This window comes from Actinomyces urogenitalis (assembly GCF_002861525.1).
In the GTDB taxonomy this organism is placed as follows: domain Bacteria; phylum Actinomycetota; class Actinomycetes; order Actinomycetales; family Actinomycetaceae; genus Actinomyces; species Actinomyces urogenitalis.
The window spans coordinates 204,631-225,185 of record NZ_PKHA01000001.1; the positions used below are offsets into that span (position 1 = coordinate 204,631).

Sequence of the window (20,555 nt, forward strand, 5' to 3'; positions counted from 1 at the left end):
ACCTGGGGGCGGTAAGCGTCGCTGGTGCCACGTAGGGTGGGACTATGAGCTCTCCAGCAGAACGTTTCGCCGCTGCCAAGCGCCGGGCCGAGGCCGCCAGGAGCGAGCTGGCCCGTTTTGCTGCCGGCTACGACTTCCCCCTGGACGACTTCCAGGTCGCCGGCTGCCAGGCCGTCGAGCGCGGCGAGGGTGTGCTCGTGGCGGCACCCACGGGCGCGGGCAAGACGATCGTGGGGGAGTTCGCGGTCTTCCTGGGGCTGGCCAAGGGCCGCAAGACCTTCTACACCACCCCGATCAAGGCCCTGTCCAACCAGAAGTACCAGGACCTGGCCGCCCGCTACGGCCAGGACAAGGTCGGCCTACTGACGGGGGACACCTCGGTTAATCCTCATGCCGAGGTCGTCGTCATGACCACCGAGGTCCTGCGCAACATGCTCTACTCCTCCTCGCGGGACCTGGACCGGCTGGGATTCGTGGTCATGGACGAGGTCCACTACCTGGCGGACCGCTTCCGCGGACCCGTGTGGGAGGAGGTGATCATCCACCTTGATCCGCAGGTCCAGGTGGTCTCCCTGTCCGCCACGGTCTCCAACGCGGAGGAGTTCGGGGACTGGCTCGGCCACGTGCGAGGCAAGACGGCGGTGGTCGTCTCCGAGCACCGGCCGGTGCCGCTGACGCAGCACATGATGGTGGGCCGACGCCTGCTGGACCTGTACAGCGTTCCTGTGGCCCTGGAGGACGCCCACCAGGAGGCGAGCCATGCCGCCCAGCCGCCGCTCAACCCGGACCTGCTCAAGGCGGTGCGCAGCGCCCGGCGCGCTGCCGCCGGCCAGGCGGGAGGCTACAGCCGTGGGGCACGGGGTGGCACCCACGACACGGGCGGGTGGAGGGCCCCGCACCGGGGGCGGGACGGGGCCCGCAGCGCGCGGCTGCGTCCTCCCTCACGCCTGGCCGTCGTCGACGCCCTGGAGCAGGCTCATCTCCTCCCAGCAATTGTCTTCGTCTTCTCCCGGGCCGGCTGCGAGCAGGCCGTCTCCCAGCTGGCGGCCGCTGGGGTGGACCTGACCACGCAGGCCGAGGCCGAGCAGATCCGTGAGGTGATCGACCGCCGCACCTCTGAGATCCCTGCTGCGGACCTGGGGGTGCTGGGCTTCCACTCCTGGGCCCACGCCCTCCAGCGCGGCTACGCGGCCCACCACGCCGGGCTGCTACCGGTGTTCAAGGAGACGGTCGAGGAGCTCTTCAGCGCCGGGCTCGTCAAGGTCGTCTACGCCACGGAGACCCTGGCCCTGGGCATTAACATGCCGGCGCGCACCGTCGTCCTGGAGTCACTGCGTAAGTGGAACGGCTCGGCCCACGTCACTCTGACACCGGGGGAGTACACCCAGCTGACCGGGCGAGCCGGCCGGCGCGGTATCGACGTCGAGGGACACGCCGTCGTCCTGGCCGCCGACGACGTCGAGCCCGCCTTCGTCTCCTCCCTTGCCTCGCGGCGTACCTACCCGCTTGTCTCCGCCTTCCGCCCGACCTACAACATGGCGGTCAACCTCCTGTCCCGCTCCTCCCGTGCCCGGGCCCGGGAGGTGCTGGAATCCTCCTTCGCCCAGTTCCAGGCGGACCGAGGCGTGGTGGAGCTGGCGGCGCAGGCCCGGCGTGCGCGACGCTCGCTGGGCGCCCTGGAGGAGCAGATGGCCTGCCACCTGGGGGACTTTCGCGAGTACGCGCGGCTGCGTCAACGTATCGCCGAGGCTGAGGCGGACCTGTCACGTGACAAGCGGGCCAGGCGCCGCGCTGAGGCCGGACGCCAGATGGAGGGCCTGGCCCGCGGGTCGGTCGTCGTCTTCCGCAAGGGCAGGCGCCAGCGCCACGCCGTGGTGGTGGGTACGGGTGCGGACCGTACGGGCACCCCGTACCTGACGGTGCTGGGGGAGGACTCCAAGATCTATAACCTCACCCCGGACACCACCCCCGAGGGGGTGCTGCGTGTGGGCTCCTTGACCGTGGCGGCCAGCCTCGAGGTGCGCCGGCCACGAGACCGTGACCGGTTGGTCACGCGCCTGGTGGAGGGAATGCGGGCCGGACGCTTCGAGGAGGCTGGAAGGCCGGAGCGAGGGCCGCGTGCCAGCCGCAGCGCGGTTGAGCAGATTGACCAGCTGCGCCGGCAGATGCGCTCTCACCCGTGCCACGCCTGCCCGCACCGGGAGGAGCACGCACGCGTGGGGCGCAAGTGGGCCAAGGCCGTGGCGCAGGCTGAGCGCCTGACCGAGCGGATCGAGCGGCGGACCGGGACGATCGCCAGGCTCTTTGACGCCGTCTGCCAGGTCCTGGTCGCCCTGGGATACCTGCGCCCGGTGGCGCAGCAGGAGCCCGATGGCGAGCTTGCCGTCACCGGGGCCGGCCGGGTCCTGGCTCGGGTCTATGCCGAGCGCGACCTGCTCATCGCCCAGTGCCTGCGCCAGGGCGTGTGGCAGGGCCTGGGTTCTAGCGAACTGGCGGGAGCGGTGAGCGCCTGCGTCTACGAGCCTCGGGCCAATGTGGCCAGCCTCAGCCTGCCCGTAGCGCCGGGATCCGCCCTGGGGCGCAGCCTGCGCCAGGAGCTGGACGTCGCCCGGCGCATCAATGACCTGGAGGCCCTGGCGCGCCTGGAGCTGTCGGCCGGAGCGGAGCCAGCCATGGCCGCAGGCGTGCAGGCCTGGGCTGAGGGCGCCAGCCTGGCGCAGGTCCTGGAGGACTCAGAGATGACGGCGGGAGACTTCGTGCGCTGGTCCAGGCAGCTGCTGGACGTCCTGGGACAGCTCGCCACGCTGCAGCCTGACTCGCGCGAGGATCAGGCTCTGGGCTCCCAGGTGGCTGAGGTCTCGCGGACGGCGGCCGAGGCTAGCCTCGACGTCGACCGCGGCGTCGTGGCCTTTTCTGGGATGTAACCTGCCGGCATGTCTGGTTTCTTCGCCCTCCTGGACGATATCGCCACCCTGGCCAAGCTCACGGTCGCCACCGTGGACGATACGGCGGCCATGGCCGTCAAGACCTCGGCGAAGGTCTCCGCGGCCGCCGTCGATGACGTCGCCGCCACCCCGCAGTACGTCACCGGCATCTCACCCCAGCGCGAGATCCCGATCATCAAGCGGATCGCGATGGGCTCGCTGCGCAACAAGCTGCTCATCATCCTGCCGGTGGCCCTGGTGGTCAGCTGGCTGGCGCCCGCCCTGCTGCCGGTCGCTCTCGTGGTGGGCGGGAGCTATCTGTGCTTCGAGGCGGGGGAGAAGGTCATCGACAAGCTCCTCCATCCCTCCCACGCCACCGCCGAACAGGTGATGGACCGTGATGAGGACGCCGTCGTGCGCCAGGCCGTGACCACAGACTTCGTGCTGTCCACCGAGATCATGCTGCTGGCCCTGGCAGAGGTAGCGGGGGAGTCCTCGCTGCGCCGGGTCATCGTGCTGGTCATGATTGCCCTGCTCATCACCTTCGCCGTCTACGGCCTCGTGGCGGCACTGATTAAGGTGGACGACCTCGGCCTCCACCTGGCCTCGCGGGGTCGTGGCAGTGACGTCCAGCGGCTGGGACGCGGGATCGTGCGGGCGGCGCCGGGCCTGTTTACGGTCATCGGCATCATCGGGACGGTGGCGATGGCCTGGGTGGGTGGGCAGATCCTGGCTCACAACCTCGCCGAGCTCGGTGTGGCGGTTCCCGCCCACCTCCTGGAGGAGGCCGCGGGGCTGGCGAGCAACCCGGTGCTGTCATGGCTGGCGGCCACGGCGGCGGCCTTCGTCTTCGGCGTCGTCGTGGGACTGGTCCTGGCGGGCCTGGTGAGCCTGGCACGAAAGCTGGTGCGCTGAGGTGGCTCGCCGTGAGCGAGGGCGCCGGTGGGGTGCGCGCCTGGCCTGGTGGGCCTGGGCCAGCGGCTGCGGCCTGGCCGTGTCGGCCGGTTTTGCCCCGCTAGGAGCCTGGTGGGCAGTGCCGCTGGGGCTGGGAGGCATCATCGCAGCCACGACGCAGGTTACCTGGGGGAGCGCTGGTGCGCGAGGTCTGTTCTTCGGGCTGGGGATGTTCACGCCCCTGTTCCACTTCACGGCCGTGTCCATGGGCAACGCGCTGGGATGGGTCAGCCTGACGGTGGTGGAGTCCCTCTACCTCGTGGCCTGGGCGATGGCCTGGTCGGTGGTCAGTCGCCTACCGGTCCTGCGCGGCGAGCGGGCCAGGGCGATGGCAGGGCGCGCACTGGCGGCAGCCGTGCTGTTCGGCGGCGTGGAGGAGCTGCGCTCGAGCTGGCCCTGGGGAGGCTTTCCCTTCGGTCGCCTGGCCTTCGCGATGGCCGACGCGCCGAGCCTGCCCTTTGCGGCCTACGGCGGCTCCTTGGGGCTGAGCATCCTGGTGGCCTTGACGGGGGCGTGTGTGGCCGAGGCGGTGGGAGCCGCCCGCCGCCTGCGCCTGCTGCAGACCATCACCGCCGCCACGCTGGCTGGCGCACTCATCCTGGCACCGGTGGCGCTGCCGGTGGACTCGGTAGCCCAGGACGGGACCATCCGCGTGGGCGCGGTCCAGGGGGACGTAGCTGACAGCGCCCGCGCCGCTGACGACGCCTTCGCCAGGGCGCTGGAGGTCACAGGCAACCACGCCCAGGCGACCCTGGACCTGGCCGGCCAGGAGCCTGCAGGGTCGCTTGACCTGGTCGTGTGGCCCGAGAACGCTGCCGACCTGGACCCTCGTACCCACTCCTCGGCCGCCGTCCTCGTTGAGCACGCGGCCCATGCAGCCGGGGCGCCCGTGCTGGTGGGCGCCGTGGCCTACGAGGACGAGGTGCGCTACAACGACGTCGTCGTGTGGACCCCGGGCGAGGGCGCCGGGCAGTACTACCGCAAGCACCGCCCCGTTCCCTTCGGCGAGTACATCCCGTGGCGTCAGGCGCTGCGCCGGCTGACGAGCCAGGTGGACCGGATCGGGACGGATATGGTGGCAGGTACCGGACCGGTGACCCTGACCGTGCACGCTGCCGCTCGCGACGAGGACGTCACCGTGGCCATGGGCATCTGCTTCGAGGTCGCCTATGACGACATCCTGCGTCAGGGGGTGGAGCAGGGGGGCAGCCTCATCGTCATCCCGACCAACAACGCCAGCTTCGGCCGCTCGACCGAGGCAGCCCAGCAGCTGGCGCAGGGACGGGTGCAGGCGGTGGTGCACGGGCGCAGCGTCGTCCAGGTCTCGACCGTGGGCCTGACCGGAGTCATCACTCCCAAGGGCGTGGTGGTCCAGGAGCTGGAGCCCTTCACCCGCTCCGCCCTGGCTGCCGACGTCGGTTTGCGCCACTCGCTGACGGTGGCTGACAGGCTGGGGGCCTGGCCCGGGCGTGTCGTGCTCGCCGTCGCCGCGGCGCTCTACCTGACCGGTATCCTGTGCTGTGCACATGAGCAGCTCAGGCGTCGTCGCCGCCGGCGTCACTGAGGCAAGACATCGGAAGGCCCTGCCGTGAAGACCGTCGTCGTCATCCCGACCTATAACGAGATCGAGTCGCTACCCGGCGCACTGGACCGGGTGCGTCAGGCGGTGGCAGACGCCCATGTGCTTGTCGTCGACGACGCCTCACCGGACGGGACGGGTGCCTTCGCTGACGCCCGAGCCGAGCGTGACGACCACGTCCACGTCCTGCACCGCAAGGAGAAGGCTGGACTGGGCCCGGCCTACCTGGCCGGGTTCTCCTGGGCCCTGGCCAGCGGCTACGAGCTGGTGGTGGAGATGGACGCTGACGGCTCCCATCGGGCCGAGGACCTGGCGCTGCTCATCCAGCGGGCCGAGATGGCCGACCGGCCCGACCTCGTCATCGGTTCACGCTGGGTCTCAGGCGGGGCGACCCAGGGATGGGACGCTCGCCGGGTGGCGCTCTCACGTGCTGGCAACCTGTATATCAACGCCATGTTGGGCCTGCGGGTCAAGGACGCCACGGCCGGCTTCCGGGTCTACCGCGCCTCGATGCTCCGGCGGCTGGACCTGGGCAAGGTTGAGGCCATGGGCTACGGCTTCCAGGTCAACATGACGCTGCTGGTGGACGAGATCGGCGGACGCATCGTCGAGATGCCGATCACCTTCGTCGAACGGGAAGTGGGTCAGTCCAAGCTCTCGGGCGGGATCTTCTCCGAGGAGCTCGCGCTGGTCACGAAGTGGGGACTGCTCAAGCGTGGTGGTCAGGCGCTCCAGGCGGCGCAGCGCGCGGAGAACCAGTTTATGGACGCGCGCGAGCGCTGGTCGGAGCGTCGCAGACGACGCTGAGACCAGCGCTCGGTGGTGGGCTCGCGCCGTGCCGGCGGGAACCTCAGAAACGCTGACGGTAGATCTCGCCTGAGCGCAGCAGCTCCAGGCGCTCGTCGAGCAGGACCTTGAGCTCGTCGAGGCTGCGGCGCTCCAAAAGCATGTCCCAGTGGGTACGGGGAGCCTTCTTGGGCTCCTCGTCCTCAGGCTCCTCCTCGCCACGCAGGGTGGCGACCTGTCCGCACTCCCCGCACTCCCAGGTCTGGGGAACGTCCGCCTCCACGGACATCGGGACGACGGTCAGATGCGCCATCGGGCACTCGTAGGTGACGGTCTGGCGCTCTGCGAACTCCACACCCTCCTCAGACTCCATCGACTTCGCGCCGATGGTCATGCCTCGCAGTGCGCGGTCAGCCATGCTTGCCTCTCTCCTTGGTGGATGTGGTGCGTGGACGTGGTGCCGGTCCGCTCGGACACGGCATCGCCTACGCCAACACCGCGTGCGTCCGCTTTCTTCCCGACGGCGCAGCGCAGTGGTTTCTGAGCGCATAGTGTACCGGGTTGCTAGGTCTGAGCGCGCTCACGGCGGCATAATTGCGGCCATGGCAACCAAGCGCATCGGTATCCTCACCGCCGGCGGCGACGCCCCCGGCCTCAACGCCGCGATCCGTGGATTTGGCAAGGCCGCCATCGGCGTCCATGGCTGGGAGCTCATCGGCTTCCGTGACGGCATGCGAGGCCTGGCGGAGAACCGCTTCGTGCACCTGGACTCCGCCTCGCTGTCCGGGATCCTGACCACCGGAGGCACCTTCCTGGGAACCAGTCGGGACAAGGTGCACCGGATGATGGTCGATGGCCAGGAGACAGACATGATACCGACCATCGTGGACAACTACGAGAAGAACAAGCTTGAGGCCCTGGTGTGCCTGGGTGGCGGGGGCACGGCCAAGAACGCCAAGCGGCTCATGGACGCCGGCCTCAACGTCCTCCACCTGCCCAAGACCATCGACAACGACATCGTGGAGACCGACTCCTCCTTCGGCTTCGCCACGGCGTTGGAGATCGCCACCGAGGCCGTTGACCGCCTCCACTCCACTGCCCACTCCCACCACCGCATCATCCTCACCGAGATCATGGGCCACCGGGCCGGCTGGCTGGCGCTGGGCGCGGGAATCGCCGGCGGGGCCGACGTCATCCTCCTGCCCGAGGTGCCCTACGACGTCGACGCCATCGTGGCCAAGATCGAGCGCCGACGCTCCCACGGCTCGACCTTCTCCGTCATCGCCGTGGCCGAGGGGGCTCTGAACACTGCCGACCGCATGGAGCTCGACCACGCTGAGCAGCTGGTCAAGGAGGCCTCGACGCCGGAGTCCAAGGCGGCGGCCAAGCGGGGCGTCAAGCGGCTGGAGGCGAGCCACCGCGCCAACACCTTCACCCTGGCCGAGCAGCTGGAGGAGCGCACCGGCCTGGAGGCGCGCGTGTCCATCCTCGGCTACGTCCAGCGAGGCGGCACCCCGAACGCTGCCGACCGCCTGCTGGGCACGCGCCTGGGGGTGGCCGGGGCGCAGGCCGTTGAGGACGGCAAGTTCGGCGTCATGGTGGCTGACCGTGGGCACGGCACCGAGCTCGTGCCGCTGAAGAAGGTGGCGGGCAAGGTCAAGTACGTGCCCGCTGACCACGAGTGGATCCAGGCGGCTCGCGCCGTGGGTACGTCCTTCGGAGACTGAAGTCACAGTCCCGGTTACCTCGCGTTCATCCGTTCAGGGGCAGGTGGTCACCGCTCGTTAGCCAGGCCTCATTAGCGTCACGGCCGTGACCGCCCCGATGATCCCCGGACTCCAGGTGCGCGGTGGCGACGAGCCCCCTCGCCGCCGCCGGCGCACCGACCTCAAGCAGGTCCTTCTCGCTGCCGCCCTGATCGGCCCGAACCTGGTCCTGTTGCTCGTCTTTACCTACCGGCCGCTGATCGACAACATCCGTATCAGCCTCTACCGCTGGAACATCTCCTCTCCGCGCATGACCTTCGTGGGGCTGGACAACTACGTCCAGTACTTCCGCGACCCTGAGTCCTGGGCGATCATGGGGCACACCCTGGTGTTCACCGCGGCGGCCGTCGTGGGCTCGATGGTACTGGGCCTGTGCCTGGCGCTGCTGCTGGACAGGCGACTGCGCGGGCGCAATATCGTCCGTTCGCTGGTCTTCATGCCCTACGTCATCTCCGGTGCGGCGATCGGCGTTGCCTTCCAGTTCGTCTTCGACCCCGGCTACGGGCTCATCCAGGACCTGCTGGCCAGGATGGGGATCGCGTCTCCCAACTTCTACCAGGAGCCGGGTTGGGCCCTGTTCATGGTGACGGCGACCTATATCTGGAAGAACCTCGGCTACACCTTCGTCATCTACCTGGCTGCCCTTCAGGGCCGACGTACGGACCTGGACGAGGCCGCAGAGATCGACCGCACGAGCCAGTGGCGCAAGCTGTGGAGAGTGACCTTGCCCCAGCTGCGCGGCACCACGGTCTTCCTGTCGATCACCGTGCTGCTCAACTCCTTCCAGGTCTTTGACGTCATCCAGGTCATGACCAAGGGCGGTCCCTTCGAGACGTCGACGACGACGATGGTCTACCAGGTCTATCAGGAGACCTTCGTCAACAACCGCGCCGGATACGGAGCGGCGGTGGCCACGGTGATGTTCCTCGTGGTCCTCGTCCTGACGGTGGTCCAGGCCCGCACCAGCAAGGAGGCCTGAGCAATGGCATCCCGCCACATCCCCACGCACCACCCTGAGGTCCTGCCGCCCACGCCGGGCACCCAGGTCGAGGGCGAGCCAGTCTTGACCGCGGCCCAGCTGCGCCGTCGTCGCCAGCGCATCCAGGCCGAGGCGATGACTCCGGCCAAGGTCCTGGGCTACCTCGCGATGCTGGGCGCAGGGCTGGTGTTCCTGGTCCCGCTCTACTTCATCGTCATCACCAGCCTCAAGCAGTACGCGGATATCTACTCCGACCCCATCAGCTGGTTCCCGTCTCCTGTGGTGTGGGAGAACTTCGCCAAGGTCTTCTCCGGGCTGAGCTTTGGCACCTACCTGCGTAACTCCCTCATCATCACCTCCATCCTCACCGTCATCGAGGTAGTCCTCGGTGTGCTGACGGCCTACGGCTTCGCCTTCCTACGCTTTCCAGGCCGCAACGTCCTCTTCCTCGTGGTCGTCGGCAGCCTCATGGTGCCCAGCCAGATCACCATCATCTCCAACTACTCCCTCGTGGCCCAGATGGGCTGGCGCAACACCTTCATCGGCATCATCGTGCCGCTGGCCGGCGTCGCCTTCGGCGCCTTCCTCATGCGCAACCACTTCGCATCCCTGCCCAAGGAGGTCATGGAGGCCGCCGAGATGGACCACGCCGGGTTCTGGCGCACCCTGACCCGGGTGGTCCTGCCCATGAGCTGGCCGACTCTGTCCGCCTTCGTCCTCATCACCGTGGTCAACGAGTGGAACCAGTACCTGTGGCCCTTCCTCGTGGCCGACAACGACGACGTCATGCCGCTTCCCATCGGACTGACCCAGCTGCAGAACGTCGAGGGCATGACGAACTGGGGCCCGGTTATGGCCGGAACCGTCGTGACGACCATCCCCATGCTGCTGGTCTTCCTGGTCCTGCAGAAGCAGCTCATCAAGGGCCTGACCGCCGGGGCGGTCAAGGGCTGAGCGCATCCGATCTACCCATCTCCGAATCCATCTCACACAAAGGACACCATGACCATGGCACTCAACCGCCGACTCTTCCTCACCCTGGCTGGCGCCAGCACCGTGACCGCGACACTGGCCGCCTGCGCCGGGGGCGGCTCCGGCTCCCAAGGCGACGAGGGCACCGGCACCATCCAGTTCTGGTCCAACCACCCCGGCTCTTCCAAGGACCTGGAGCAGGCGATGATCGACGCCTGGAACAAGGCCAACCCGGACAGCCCGGCTGAGCTGGTCACGGCGGGCTCGTCCTACGAGGAGCTGGCACAAAAGTTCAACGCCGCGCTGTCCGGCGGGGACCTGCCCGACATCATCGTGGCCTCGGACGTGACCTGGTTCAATTTCGCCCTCAACGGCCAGACCGAGGCCCTGGACGAGCTGTGGACCAGCGAGGGCGTGGACAGCGCGGACTTCGTGGACTCCCTGCGTGAGGACTACGCGTTGGAGGGCAAGCACTACGGGATGCCCTACTCGCGCTCGACCTGCCTGATGTACCTCAACAAGGAGATGCTGGCCAAGGCCGGTCTGCCCACCGACCGGGGCCCGCAGACCTGGGAGGAGTTCGATCAGTGGGCACCTGCGCTCATGGAGGCCTCGGGTGGCAAGCCCGCCCTGGTAGTTCCTGACGGCACGGACTACCTGGACTGGTACTTCCAGGGCATGATCTGGAGCTTCGGAGGCGCCTACTCCAAGGACTGGAAGGCCACCTTCACGGACGAGGCCTCGATCAAGGCCGGTACCTTCCTCCAGGAGCAGGTGGCAGCCGGGCACATCGCGATCGACGCCGATCCGACCACTACCTTCTCCCTGGGCAACGCGGCGGGCCTGCTGCAGTCCACCGGGTCGCTTGCTGGCCTGGCCGAGACCGCCACCTTCGAGTTCATCACGGCCTACCTGCCTGGCCCTGGACCCTCCTGCCCCACCGGTGGCGCCGGTATCGCGCTGGTGGCGGGCATCTCGCCGGAGCGTAAGAAGAAGGCCATCAAGCTCATGGACTTCCTGACCTCGACGCAGAACACCATCACCTTCTCCCAGGGCACGGGGTACATGCCGGTGCGTACCTCCGCACTGGAGCACCCGGACGAGGTTGCCTTCCTGGACGCCAACCCCAACGCCCGCACGGCCATCAACCAGCTGGCTGAGAACACCAAGAGCCAGGACGCCGCCCGCGTCTTCGTCTCCGGGGGAGGACAGCGTATTGGCGGTGGCCTGGACCGGATCACGCTCAAGCAGGAGGACGTGGCCACGGTCTTCGCCGAGCTCCAGGAGGAGACCCAGAAGATCATCGACCAGGACATCACCCCGGTCCTGGGCAAGTAGTCAGCAGGAGGCACACACACCATGGCGAGCGTCGAGTTCCGGCAAGTGTCGCGTATCTACGATCCTTCCCGCCCACCAGCCGTGGCCCGGCTGAGCCTGTCCATCGCTGACGGCGAGCTGCTGGTCCTGGTCGGACCCTCCGGCTCGGGCAAGTCCACCGCGATGCGCATGCTCGCCGGCCTGGAGCCGGTGGACGAGGGCGCCGTCCTCATTGACGGCAAGGACGTGACCGAGACGCGTGCGCGCGAGCGCGACGTCGCCATGGTGTTCCAGAGCTATGCGCTCTACCCCAACATGACGGCACGCCAGAACATCGCCTTCGCCCTGGAGAACCTGAAGATTCCCAAGGCGAAGATCGAGGAGAAGGTCGCCTACGCGGCGCGGATGCTGCAGCTGGAGGAGCTGTTGGACGTCAAGCCCGCTCATATGAGCGGTGGGCAGCGTCAGCGTGTGGCGATGGGACGCTCCCTGGTGCGTGACCCGCAGGTGTGGTGCATGGACGAGCCGCTGTCGAACCTGGACGCCAAGCTGCGGGTGTCCACGCGTGCCCAGATCGCCTCGCTTCAGAAGAGCCTGGGGGTGACCACCGTCTACGTCACTCACGACCAGACCGAGGCGATGACGCTGGGGGACCGGGTCGCGGTCCTGCGCGAGGGAGTGCTCCAGCAGGTCGATGACCCAACCCACCTGTACGAGCACCCAGGAAACACCTTCGTGGCCAGCTTCATCGGCTCGCCGTCGATCACCCTCATTGACACGGTGGTCAGTGACGGACGGGCCGGGCTGGGGCCAGGTTCCGATGTCGACTTCGGCCTCGCGCATGAGCTCGCCTGCCGTCTGAGCGACGAGCGCGTCGTCGTCGGCATCCGTCCGGAGGGCTGGGAGCTGGTGAGCGACCACACTCCCGGCGCGGCAGCCCTCAAGATCGAGCTGGTGGAGAAGCTCGGCGCTGAGGCCTTCGTCTACGCTGCCCCGGCCTTCGGGCCGGCCAGCCCCGCGACGGTGCGTCGCAACCGAGTCTCCGTCCGGGTCGAGCGCGCCGCGGGCCTGCAGCCCGGGCAGGTGGTCTATGCCCGGCCACGCCCTGGCGCGGCGGTCTTCTTCCACCCGGACACGCAGATCAACCTGGAGTACCTGGGCTAGGCCTGGGCCCCACCGGCGACGTAGCGGGCCAGGTACTGGCCGGTCAGGGTCGAGGCGGACTCCACGAGCTGGGCGGGTGTGCCGGTAAAGACCACCTGACCGCCCTCTCGGCCCGCGCCGAGGCCCATGTCGATGATCCAGTCGGCATGGCCCCTGACGGCCTGGTGGTGCTCGATGACCACGTCGGTGCGTCCGGTGGACACGAGGTGGCCGAGCAGCTCCAGGAGGGCCTCGACGTCGGCCAGGTGAAGGCCGACGGTGGGCTCGTCCAGGACTAGAACGTCACCGTCCTGGCCAAGGTGGACCGCGAGCTTGAGACGCTGGCGCTCACCGCCCGACAGGGTGGTCATCGGCTGGCCCAGCCGCAGGTACCCCAGACCAGCCTTGTGGAGGTGGGTGAGGATCTTGACCGCGGCAGTCACGCGCGTCTCCTTGGCGGAGAACAGGGCCAGGGCCTCATCCACGCTCATGGCGAGCACCTCGGCGATGTTGTACCCGCCAAGGCGGTAGGCCAGGACCTCGTCGTTGTAACGCCTGCCCTGGCAGGCCTCGCACACGGTCGTGACGGTCTCCATGAAGCCAAGCTGGGTGTCGATGACGCCGGCTCCGTCGCACACCGGGCAGGCGCCCTCAGAGCTGGCGGAGAAGAGGCCGGGCTTGACTCCTCCGGCCTTGGCGAAGGCCTTGCGGATCGGCTCCAGCGCTCCGGTGTAGGTGGCGGGGTTGGAACGCCTGGAGCCCTTGATCGGGGACTGGTCGAGGGTGACCACGCCGTCCATGGGGGACAGGTGCCCGTGGATGAGCGAGGACTTGCCCGATCCGGCCACGCCGGTGACGACGGTGAGCACGCCGCGGGGGATGTCGACGTCGACGTCGACGAGGTTGTTGGTCAGCGCTGCGCGGATCTCGATGACGCCGGTGGCCGATCGCAGTGTGTCCTTCAGACCAGCGCGGTAGGCCAGGTGCCGGCCGGTGAGCGTGTCGGAGTCCCGCAGCCCGGCGACCGATCCGGTGAAGGTGATCTGGCCACCCTGGGAGCCGGCCCCGGACCGAGGTCGACCACGTGGTCAGCGATGGCGATGACCTCAGGCTTGTGCTCGACGACGAGGACGGTGTTGCCCTTGTCCCGTAGCGAGAGCAGGAGCTCGTTCATCGTGTCGATATTGTGGGGGTGCAGACCGATCGAGGGTTCGTCGAAGACGTAGGTGACGTCGGTCAGACCGCTTCCCAGGTGCCGGACGAGCTTCATGCGCTGGGCTTCACCGCCCGAGAGGGTGGAGGCGGGACGGTCCAGGGAGAGGTAGCCCAGGCCGATGTGGATGAAGGCGTCCAGGGTCTCGCGCAGTCGGGCGAGCAGGGGAGTGGTGCCTGTGATTCCGGCGACCTGGCGTGCCGCCTCAGGGGTGTCGTCGTCCCCCGTGCTGGCTGCCTCGAGGCCTCGGACCCACTCAGCCAGGTCCCTCAGCGGCATGGCGCAGGCATCGGCGATCGAGACGCCGGCGATGCGTGCCTGTCGAGCCGGCTCGGCCAGCCGGGTGCCCTCGCACTCAGGGCAGGTGCGGTAGACGACGGCGCGCTCAACGAAGGCACGCACGTGCGGCTGCATGGATTCGGGGTCCTTGGACAGCATCGAGGAGCGCAGGCGGCCGACGAGCCCCTCGTAGGTCATGGTGTGGGAGGAGATCTTGATCTTGGTCGGCTCCTTGTACAGGAAGTCGTCCAGCTGCTTGGGGGTGAAGTCCTTGATGGGCTTGTCGGCGGGGAACAGGCCGGTTTCACCCAGGGCCTTGACGTAGTAGCCGTCGGCCGTGTAGCCGGGGACCTTGATCGCGCCCTGGCTCAGCGAGAGCATCTCGTCATAGACCTCAGCCAGGTCGATGTCCGTGACCTTCCCGGTGCCCTCACAGCGAGGGCACATGCCGGCCTGGACGGTGTACTGCTTGCGCTCGCGGTGACGGTGCGGCCGTTCTTGACCGTCTTGAGGGGCGCCACCACCGGTGACGGAGGGCACATTGAAGGCGAAGGCCTGAGGTGAGCCGATCTGGGGGACGGACAGCCGGGAGAACAGGACGCGCAGGGCGGCTCCCACGTCACTGGCCGTGCCGAGCGTGGAGCGAGGGTTGGCGCCCAGTCGCTCCTGGTCAACGATGATCGCTGGGGTCAGTCCCTCCAGGTGGTCGGCGTCGGGACGGGCCTGGGACGGCATAAGGCTTTGGACAAAGCTGGAGTAGGTCTCGTTGATCAGGCGGCGCGACTCCGAGGCGATCGTGGAGAAGACGAGCGAGGACTTGCCTGATCCAGACACTCCGGTGAAGACCGTCAGGCGGCGCTTGGGGATGCGGACGCTGACGCCGCGCAAACTGTTCTCGTGGGCGCCGATGACGACGATGGCGTCGTGGGCGTCGGCTGGGACTAAGGCGGTAGTCGTCTGAGTCAAGGTCCGATCATGCCTGAGAGGGCATCATGATGGGAGTGCCAGGTGACGCCGTCGTGTCCGCCCTCAGCGCAGACTGAGGCTGCTTGTCGCTGGGGCGGCTGCTCTTGCTGCGATCGATCACTGATCGTCACGGTTACTGTGATCGCCGCGATCCCAATGTGCCGATAATGCACATTATGTCATACTCGTGAGGGCGAGCCCGCTCCTCCCAGGTGCGGCAGTACTGTCAGCACGTGCCCACGATTCCGCGCCGTCAGCCCTTCCCTACCGCCGTGTTCCTCGGAGACGCGATCACCACCGGTTGGCAAGCCGTGACGCACCCGCGCAACCGATGGAGCTCGCTGGTGTGCGAGAACCTGCGCTGGCGTGAGGTCAACCTCGCGGCTGACGGCCTGGGCTTCTTCGCCCGGCGTGGCGGTCATCTGCCCGGTGGTGGCCGAGCGCCCTCGTGCTGGGACACGACCTGGCTGGAGATGGTCCTTCGCGCCGAACCGGACCTGGTGACGGTGTGCCTGGGCGTCAACGACGCCGCCTACCTGCCTAGCCAGCTGGAGCTAGTGACTGCGGCCATTGAGCATGACCTGGGCTTCCTGCGTGAGCGGCTTCCTGAGCGCGCGGTCGTCGTGGCCCCCTACTTCCCTGCGCTCGGCGTCGGCCCGCGTTTCGGCGTCGTGCGCCGTGTGGTCCACGAGACCTCCACCCGGCTGGGCCTGGTGTCGACGGACGCGATGAGCAGCGCGATCGACGCCGATGAGGACAAGCTCGCCCTGGACGGCATCCACCCTGATGACTCCGGCCACGCCGCCATCGCCCGAGCCATGATCCAGGTCTACCAGGAGGTCGTCCCCGCGCTGTGCGTGCGCGAGGAATCCAGCTAGAGCATAGGGTTGTTCCCCTGCAGGCAGTACGACCAGGTCAGGAGGTCCTTGTGAGTCAACGCCGTGAGCCCACGCTCACCGACGTCGCCCAGGCAGCCGGCGTCTCCCCCACGACCGTTTCACGCGTACTGAACAACCGCGGCTACCTCTCCGAGGCCACCAAGCTCCGCGTCGCGCAGGCGATCGAGGAGCTGGGCTACCGTCCCAACCAGGTCGCCCGGGCCCTGCACGGCAAGTCGACTCAGACCGTGGGCGTCATCGTGCCCACCGTGGCGCTGCCCTTCTTCGGCGAGCTCGCCGCTGAGCTGGAGGACGCCCTGGCTGAGCGCGGCTACAGGATCCTGGTGTGCAACTCGATGGGCCGAGCGGACCGGGAGCGGGAGTACCTCGACCTCCTGGTCTCTCACCGGGTGGACGGCATCATCTCAGCGGGCCACAACGAGGACCGGGTCGACTACCAGCACATCCGCATGCCCTTGGTCACCGTGGACCGTGACCTGTCCCCCACGGTGACCAACGTGCGCTGTGACAACCTGGACGCAGGTCGCACGGCCACCCGTCACCTGCTCGGGCGCGGCGCCACGGCGCCGGCGCTGCTGACCTCGCGCTCAGGCCCGCACAATCTGCGTGAGGCCGGATACCGTGAGGTTCTCGCGGACGCGGGCATCGAGCCGGTGGTGCTCACCGTTGACTTCCACACCCCGGACCGCCAGCGCGCACGGCTCATCAGCTCCCAGCTTGATGGGGTCCGAGACCGCATCGACGCCGTCTTCGCCACCGACGACCTGTCCGCGGCGGCTGTGCTGGACTGGGCCAAGGGGCGCGGTCTTGAGGTGCCCGAGGCCTTCAAGGTCGTGGGCTTTGACGGTGCAGCGGCCCTGCGACGGGCTCTGCCAGGGCTGACGACCGTGCGTCAGCCCATCGCGCAGCTCGCGCGTACAGCGGCGTCCCGTCTGGTTGCCCTCATGGCCGCCCAGGCGGCCGGACGCGAGCCGCTGGCCTGCCCACCGACCATCGAGCTGCCAGGTGAGCTGCTGCCCGGCCAGACCAGCTAGGCCGGACAGCAGCTCACGCCACGGTGACTCAGTCCGTGGCGGCGGGCTGGGCGGCCAGGACCGTGAAGAGCGGGGCCTGCGTGCCGACCTCGTGACGGCCGGCGTCCGCGCACAGCTCCTGGCCCAGCCCCTCGAAGGCGGTGGCGTTGGAGACGACGATCGGGGTGACCGTCTTGTAGCCCTCCTCGACCAGGGCCTGCCAGTCCACCTCAACCAGGGTCTGGCCACGGCGGACGGTGTCCCCCGCCTTGACGTGGGCGGTGAAGTGACGCCCACCGAGCTCGACGGTGTCCATGCCGATGTGGATGAGCAGCTCAATGCCCGAGGCTGAGCGCAGGCCGTAGGCATGTCCGGTCGGGAAGGCGACGATGACCTCGCCGTCGACCGGCGAGACCACGGGACCTGCTGCGGGCTCGACGGCGGCGCCGGGACCGAGCATGCCCGAGGCGAAGGTCTGGTCCTCGACCTCGGGCAGCGGCATCGCCGTGCCCTGGACCGGTGAGGTCACCGTGAGGTCCTCCTTGGCGCCCTCAGGCAGCTCGACGATCTCGCGCTCCGCGGTGGCCTCAGCCTGGTGTGAGTGCTCCTGGACCGCCGCGCTGGCCAGCGCGTCCTCGTCCGCCTCCCCGGCCAGGCTGGCCTTGCCACGCGTGCTGGCGTAGGTGAAGGCGGCTGCGAAGGCCAGAACGAAGGTGAGCAGCTCCAGCACAAGGTAGACCGGGATGTCCTCGGTCTTGATCGAGACGAAGCCGACGAAGCCGGCTGCTCCTAGCGCTGCGCCACGCACGTTGAACAGGGCCACACCAGCCGCTCCCACGGCCGCGGCCCCCATGCCGATGAAGAAAGGCCAGCGCAGACGCAGGTTGACACCGAAGATCGCTGGCTCGGTGATGCCGAAGACGGCCGAGACACCACCGGCACCGGCCAGGCCCTTCATCTTGGCGTCGCGCGTGCGGAAGAAGACCGCCAGAGCCACAGCTCCCTGTGCCACGTTAGCCATCGAGGCGATGGGGAAGATGAAGTCGCCCACTCCCCCATTGACCGGCAGCAGCGGGATCTCGACGGCGGGGAAGGACTGGTGGAGGCCCGTGACGACGATCGGAGAGTAGACCAGACCGAACAGGAAGCCACCGATCGGGCCCAGGGTGTTGTAGATCCAGTCCAGGCCGTAGGTGATGCCGTCAGACAGCTCTCGGGTCACCGGACCGACGATGACGAAGGTGAGGAAACCGGTGACCAGGATCGTGATGAGCGGGGTGAGCAGGAAGTCCGCGGTGCCAGACAGGCGCTTGTGCAGCCACTTCTCGATCGTGGACAGGATCCAGGCTACGCACAGCACCGGGATGACCATGGCCTGGTAACCGATCTTGTCCACCGTCAGGCCGAACAGGTGCCAGACCTCGATGCTGCCCTCGGCCTGCGCCTGGGCGATGGAGTAGGCGTTGGTCAGGGAGGTGGAGACCATGGCGGCGCCCATGGCGGCGCCGAGGTAGACATTGCCTCCGAAACGCTTGGTTGCGGAGAAACCGACCAGGACCGGTAGGAAGGCGAAGGCGGCCGAGGAGACCATGTTGATCAGGTCGGCGTAGTCCGTCAGCCAGGCCCAGCGCTGGACCAGCGACTGGGAGCCGAAGAGCCCCTCAGCCGTCAGGACGTTGTTGATCGCCATCATGAGGCCGCCGGCGATGAGGGCCGGCAGGATCGGGACAAAGATGTCCGCGATCATCTTGATGAAGCGGGTGAAGAGGTTGCCGGACTGAGCGGCCTCCTGCTTGGCCTCGTCCTTGGAGACCTCACGCACCCGACCGGTGGCGATCATCTCCTTGAAGACCAGGTCGACGTCTCCCGGCCCGACGATGATCTGGTACATGCCGCCGGCCACGAAGGTGCCCTTGAGGTCGGGATCGGCGTCCAGCGCCTTCTGATCGACCTTGTCCATGTCCGCCAGGACAAGACGAAGCCGCGTGGCGCAGTGGGCAGCGGCGCTGATGTTCTCGGCGCCCCCAAGGTAGGTGATGACGTCCGCGGCTACGCGGGCGTGGTTCATAGCCACCCGGGTCTCCTTTCTGTGCTTCCCGGCCCCTCGGCACTGAGCTCAGGTCGCCGTGGTCGTCGCGAGATGACCAGGACGGACCAGGAGTATGTCAATCGTTCGTCACACTACCGTCACTCCCCCGGGCCTGACAAGGGGCCCGCCGGGCACGTTTCGGCTTGATGTCAGTCAAAGACGCTGGCCGAGACCGCCTTGACCTGCACGCCGCAGGTACTGAGCCGGGTCCCGCTGGCGGCGGGGTCAACGAAGCTGCGCATCGTGAAGGCCAGGTCGCCGTCGCCGACGAAGACCTCGGTGACCGACCGGTCGTGCAGCACCTCCAGCCGGGGGGGCAGGTCGCCGTCGAGGGTGACGGTGCGGGTGGCGCCGTGAGCGGTGTAGCGCGAGGAGGAACGGTCCACCCGCAGGAGACGTTGCGACAGGTCCAGCTCGATGGAGACGTGCGACGCCTGGCTGCCAATGCGCAGGCAGAGCGCTCCGGCGTCCTGCTCAGCCTCCACCACGAGGTGCCAGCTGCGGTGCCCCTCCAGCACCGTGACTGCCTCGCCACCCGCCTGGGCCAGGCTCTCCCGTACCTGCGCCTGCTCCTCGGGCTCGGGCAGAACCGGACGCTGGATGAGGCGGCCGTGGCGCAGCGAGAGCGCACGGGGAAAGGTCAGGGCGTGCACCCATCCCCCCTCGGTGACCGAGGGCTGGTCATCCTGCCCGGCGTTTCCGGCCCACCCGCTGAGCAGCGCCTGGCCGGGCTGGGAAGGGGCACGTGAGAAGGCCTGAGGTGCGTAGAACTCAAAGCCGTGGTCGACCTGGCGCAGTGTGCCGTCGCACTGCGTCAGCGCCGTGCCCTCCAGGCGCCCGACGGCGTAGACGCAGGGGAAGACGTTCTCGTAGCCGTCAGCCTGCTGCCGATCGGCGCCCTGCGGACACCAGATGAGGACGTCGCGGTCCTGCCCGGTGGTCTCCTCAGTCAGCCTGACCACTCCCGGGCACTCCCACATATAGCCCAGACGGTCCAGGACCCCACGGGCGTCAGGGAAGCTCAGCTCGCCCTCAAGGTGCCAGGTGAGCAGGTCGCTGGAGTGGTAGACGACGGCGGCGCCGGTCAGGTCCTGCCTCTGGGCCCCCAGCAGCATGCGGAAGCGGCCGGGGCGATCGGGGTCGCGGGTGACCTGAGGATCGCGGAAGTGGGCGGTGTAGCCCGCAGCGTGGGTCGGGATGAGGGGGTTGCCCGGCCACTTGGTGAAGGAGACCAGGTCCGGGGAGGTGACCAGGCACTGACTGGCCGTGCGCTGGTCATCGGCGTCCTTGAGGTTGCCGGTGTAGAACAGCTGGTAGCGGGCGGCGTGGGGAGCCTGCTGGCGCTCGTCGTCCTCCAGCACCAGGGCGTTGCCGGAGTAGGCGCCGGAGGCGTCATAGAAGGAGTCAGGCACGATGGCGGGCGCGTGATGCCTCCAGTGCAGCAGGTCGTGGGAGGAAGCGTGCCCCCAGTAGACCAGCCGGCGGGAGGGATGCATCGGGGTGTACTGGAAGAAGACGTGCGCCACGCCGTCGTCAATGAGCAGACCGTTGGGATCGTTGAGGCGGCCGACCGGCGGCGCGACGTGGATGAGCGGGTAGTCGGGGTCGTTGGCAGCGTGGGAGCCGGCCACGGCCTCCGCCTCGGCGGCGCGCAGGTCCTCGGTCATACCTCCAGG

At 68.4% G+C, this 20,555-nt stretch carries 14 protein-coding genes and 1 pseudogene; 11 read left to right on the plus strand and 4 right to left on the minus strand.

The annotated features are described in order from the left end of the window. Positions 1-44 precede the first annotated feature (44 nt). Genes CYJ26_RS00870 through CYJ26_RS00885 form a run of 4 tightly spaced genes read left to right on the plus strand, consistent with a single transcriptional unit; the run spans position 45 to position 6,264 of the window. Positions 45-2,924: a DEAD/DEAH box helicase gene (locus tag CYJ26_RS00870; RefSeq protein ID WP_006549738.1), complete on the plus strand. Its 2,880-nt coding sequence runs from the start codon at positions 45-47 to the stop codon at positions 2,922-2,924. A 9-nt stretch (positions 2,925-2,933) separates the two neighbouring features. After that, positions 2,934-3,839: a DUF808 family protein gene (locus tag CYJ26_RS00875; protein ID WP_006549737.1), complete on the plus strand. Its 906-nt coding sequence runs from the start codon at positions 2,934-2,936 to the stop codon at positions 3,837-3,839. A gap of 1 nt (position 3,840) precedes the next feature. Next, on the plus strand, positions 3,841-5,442 hold the full coding sequence (gene lnt / locus CYJ26_RS00880) for an apolipoprotein N-acyltransferase (RefSeq protein ID WP_006549736.1): 1,602 nt from the start codon (positions 3,841-3,843) through the stop codon (positions 5,440-5,442). A gap of 24 nt (positions 5,443-5,466) precedes the next feature. Next, complete coding sequence (locus CYJ26_RS00885) at positions 5,467-6,264, plus strand: polyprenol monophosphomannose synthase (protein WP_006549735.1); 798 nt, start codon at positions 5,467-5,469, stop codon at positions 6,262-6,264. A gap of 43 nt (positions 6,265-6,307) precedes the next feature. On the opposite strand, the gene CYJ26_RS00890 is transcribed toward CYJ26_RS00885, so the two are convergent. After that, positions 6,308-6,661, minus strand: coding sequence for an RNA polymerase-binding protein RbpA (locus CYJ26_RS00890; RefSeq protein WP_024035943.1), 354 nt, complete (start codon positions 6,659-6,661; stop codon positions 6,308-6,310). 184 nt (positions 6,662-6,845) lie between these two features. On the opposite strand from CYJ26_RS00890, the gene CYJ26_RS00895 reads away from it, so the two are divergent. From CYJ26_RS00895 to CYJ26_RS00915, 5 genes are all read left to right on the plus strand, one after another. Then, positions 6,846-7,970 carry a 6-phosphofructokinase gene (locus tag CYJ26_RS00895; RefSeq protein ID WP_006549733.1) on the plus strand — a complete coding sequence of 375 codons (1,125 nt, stop codon included), beginning with the start codon at positions 6,846-6,848 and terminating at the stop codon, positions 7,968-7,970. A gap of 85 nt (positions 7,971-8,055) precedes the next feature. Beyond that, on the plus strand, positions 8,056-8,988 hold the full coding sequence (locus CYJ26_RS00900) for a carbohydrate ABC transporter permease (RefSeq protein WP_197055207.1): 933 nt from the start codon (positions 8,056-8,058) through the stop codon (positions 8,986-8,988). Between the two features lie 3 nt (positions 8,989-8,991). Further along, positions 8,992-9,942 (plus strand): carbohydrate ABC transporter permease, encoded by a 951-nt coding sequence (locus CYJ26_RS00905; RefSeq protein WP_006549731.1) that lies wholly within the window; start codon positions 8,992-8,994, stop codon positions 9,940-9,942. Between the two features lie 54 nt (positions 9,943-9,996). Beyond that, on the plus strand, positions 9,997-11,298 hold the full coding sequence (locus CYJ26_RS00910) for an ABC transporter substrate-binding protein (protein ID WP_034235516.1): 1,302 nt from the start codon (positions 9,997-9,999) through the stop codon (positions 11,296-11,298). Positions 11,299-11,319: 21 nt separating this feature from the next. Beyond that, on the plus strand, positions 11,320-12,441 hold the full coding sequence (locus CYJ26_RS00915; RefSeq protein ID WP_006549729.1) for an ABC transporter ATP-binding protein: 1,122 nt from the start codon (positions 11,320-11,322) through the stop codon (positions 12,439-12,441). Here the strand turns inward: CYJ26_RS00915 and CYJ26_RS11215 are convergent. Further along, positions 12,438-14,878, minus strand: a pseudogene (locus CYJ26_RS11215) (ATP-binding cassette domain-containing protein). The gene CYJ26_RS00915 and the pseudogene CYJ26_RS11215 overlap by 4 nt on opposite strands. Before the next feature lie 233 nt (positions 14,879-15,111). Here CYJ26_RS11215 and CYJ26_RS00925 point away from each other — a divergent pair. Further along, entirely contained in the window at positions 15,112-15,756 is a 645-nt protein-coding gene (locus CYJ26_RS00925) for an SGNH/GDSL hydrolase family protein (protein WP_101637782.1), read from the plus strand. Between the two features lie 50 nt (positions 15,757-15,806). Further along, positions 15,807-16,811, plus strand: coding sequence for a LacI family DNA-binding transcriptional regulator (locus tag CYJ26_RS00930; RefSeq protein WP_006549725.1), 1,005 nt, complete (start codon positions 15,807-15,809; stop codon positions 16,809-16,811). Between the two features lie 28 nt (positions 16,812-16,839). Here CYJ26_RS00930 and CYJ26_RS00935 read toward each other — a convergent pair whose 3' ends face one another. Beyond that, on the minus strand, positions 16,840-18,858 hold the full coding sequence (locus tag CYJ26_RS00935) for a sucrose-specific PTS transporter subunit IIBC (RefSeq protein ID WP_006549724.1): 2,019 nt from the start codon (positions 18,856-18,858) through the stop codon (positions 16,840-16,842). 170 nt (positions 18,859-19,028) lie between these two features. After that, complete coding sequence (locus CYJ26_RS00940) at positions 19,029-20,546, minus strand: glycoside hydrolase family 32 protein (protein WP_101637783.1); 1,518 nt, start codon at positions 20,544-20,546, stop codon at positions 19,029-19,031. Positions 20,547-20,555: the final 9 nt, after the last annotated feature.

Coding starts and splice junctions, on each gene's coding strand:
- CYJ26_RS00870 (WP_006549738.1), top strand. CDS start 45: ATGAGCTCTCCAGCAGAACGTTTCGCCGCTGCCAAGCGCCGGGCCGAG.
- CYJ26_RS00875 (WP_006549737.1), top strand. CDS start 2,934: ATGTCTGGTTTCTTCGCCCTCCTGGACGATATCGCCACCCTGGCCAAG.
- CYJ26_RS00890 (WP_024035943.1), bottom strand. CDS start 6,661: ATGGCTGACCGCGCACTGCGAGGCATGACCATCGGCGCGAAGTCGATG.
- CYJ26_RS00895 (WP_006549733.1), top strand. CDS start 6,846: ATGGCAACCAAGCGCATCGGTATCCTCACCGCCGGCGGCGACGCCCCC.
- CYJ26_RS00905 (WP_006549731.1), top strand. CDS start 8,992: ATGGCATCCCGCCACATCCCCACGCACCACCCTGAGGTCCTGCCGCCC.
- CYJ26_RS00910 (WP_034235516.1), top strand. CDS start 9,997: ATGGCACTCAACCGCCGACTCTTCCTCACCCTGGCTGGCGCCAGCACC.
- CYJ26_RS00915 (WP_006549729.1), top strand. CDS start 11,320: ATGGCGAGCGTCGAGTTCCGGCAAGTGTCGCGTATCTACGATCCTTCC.
- CYJ26_RS00935 (WP_006549724.1), bottom strand. CDS start 18,858: ATGAACCACGCCCGCGTAGCCGCGGACGTCATCACCTACCTTGGGGGC.
- CYJ26_RS00940 (WP_101637783.1), bottom strand. CDS start 20,546: ATGACCGAGGACCTGCGCGCCGCCGAGGCGGAGGCCGTGGCCGGCTCC.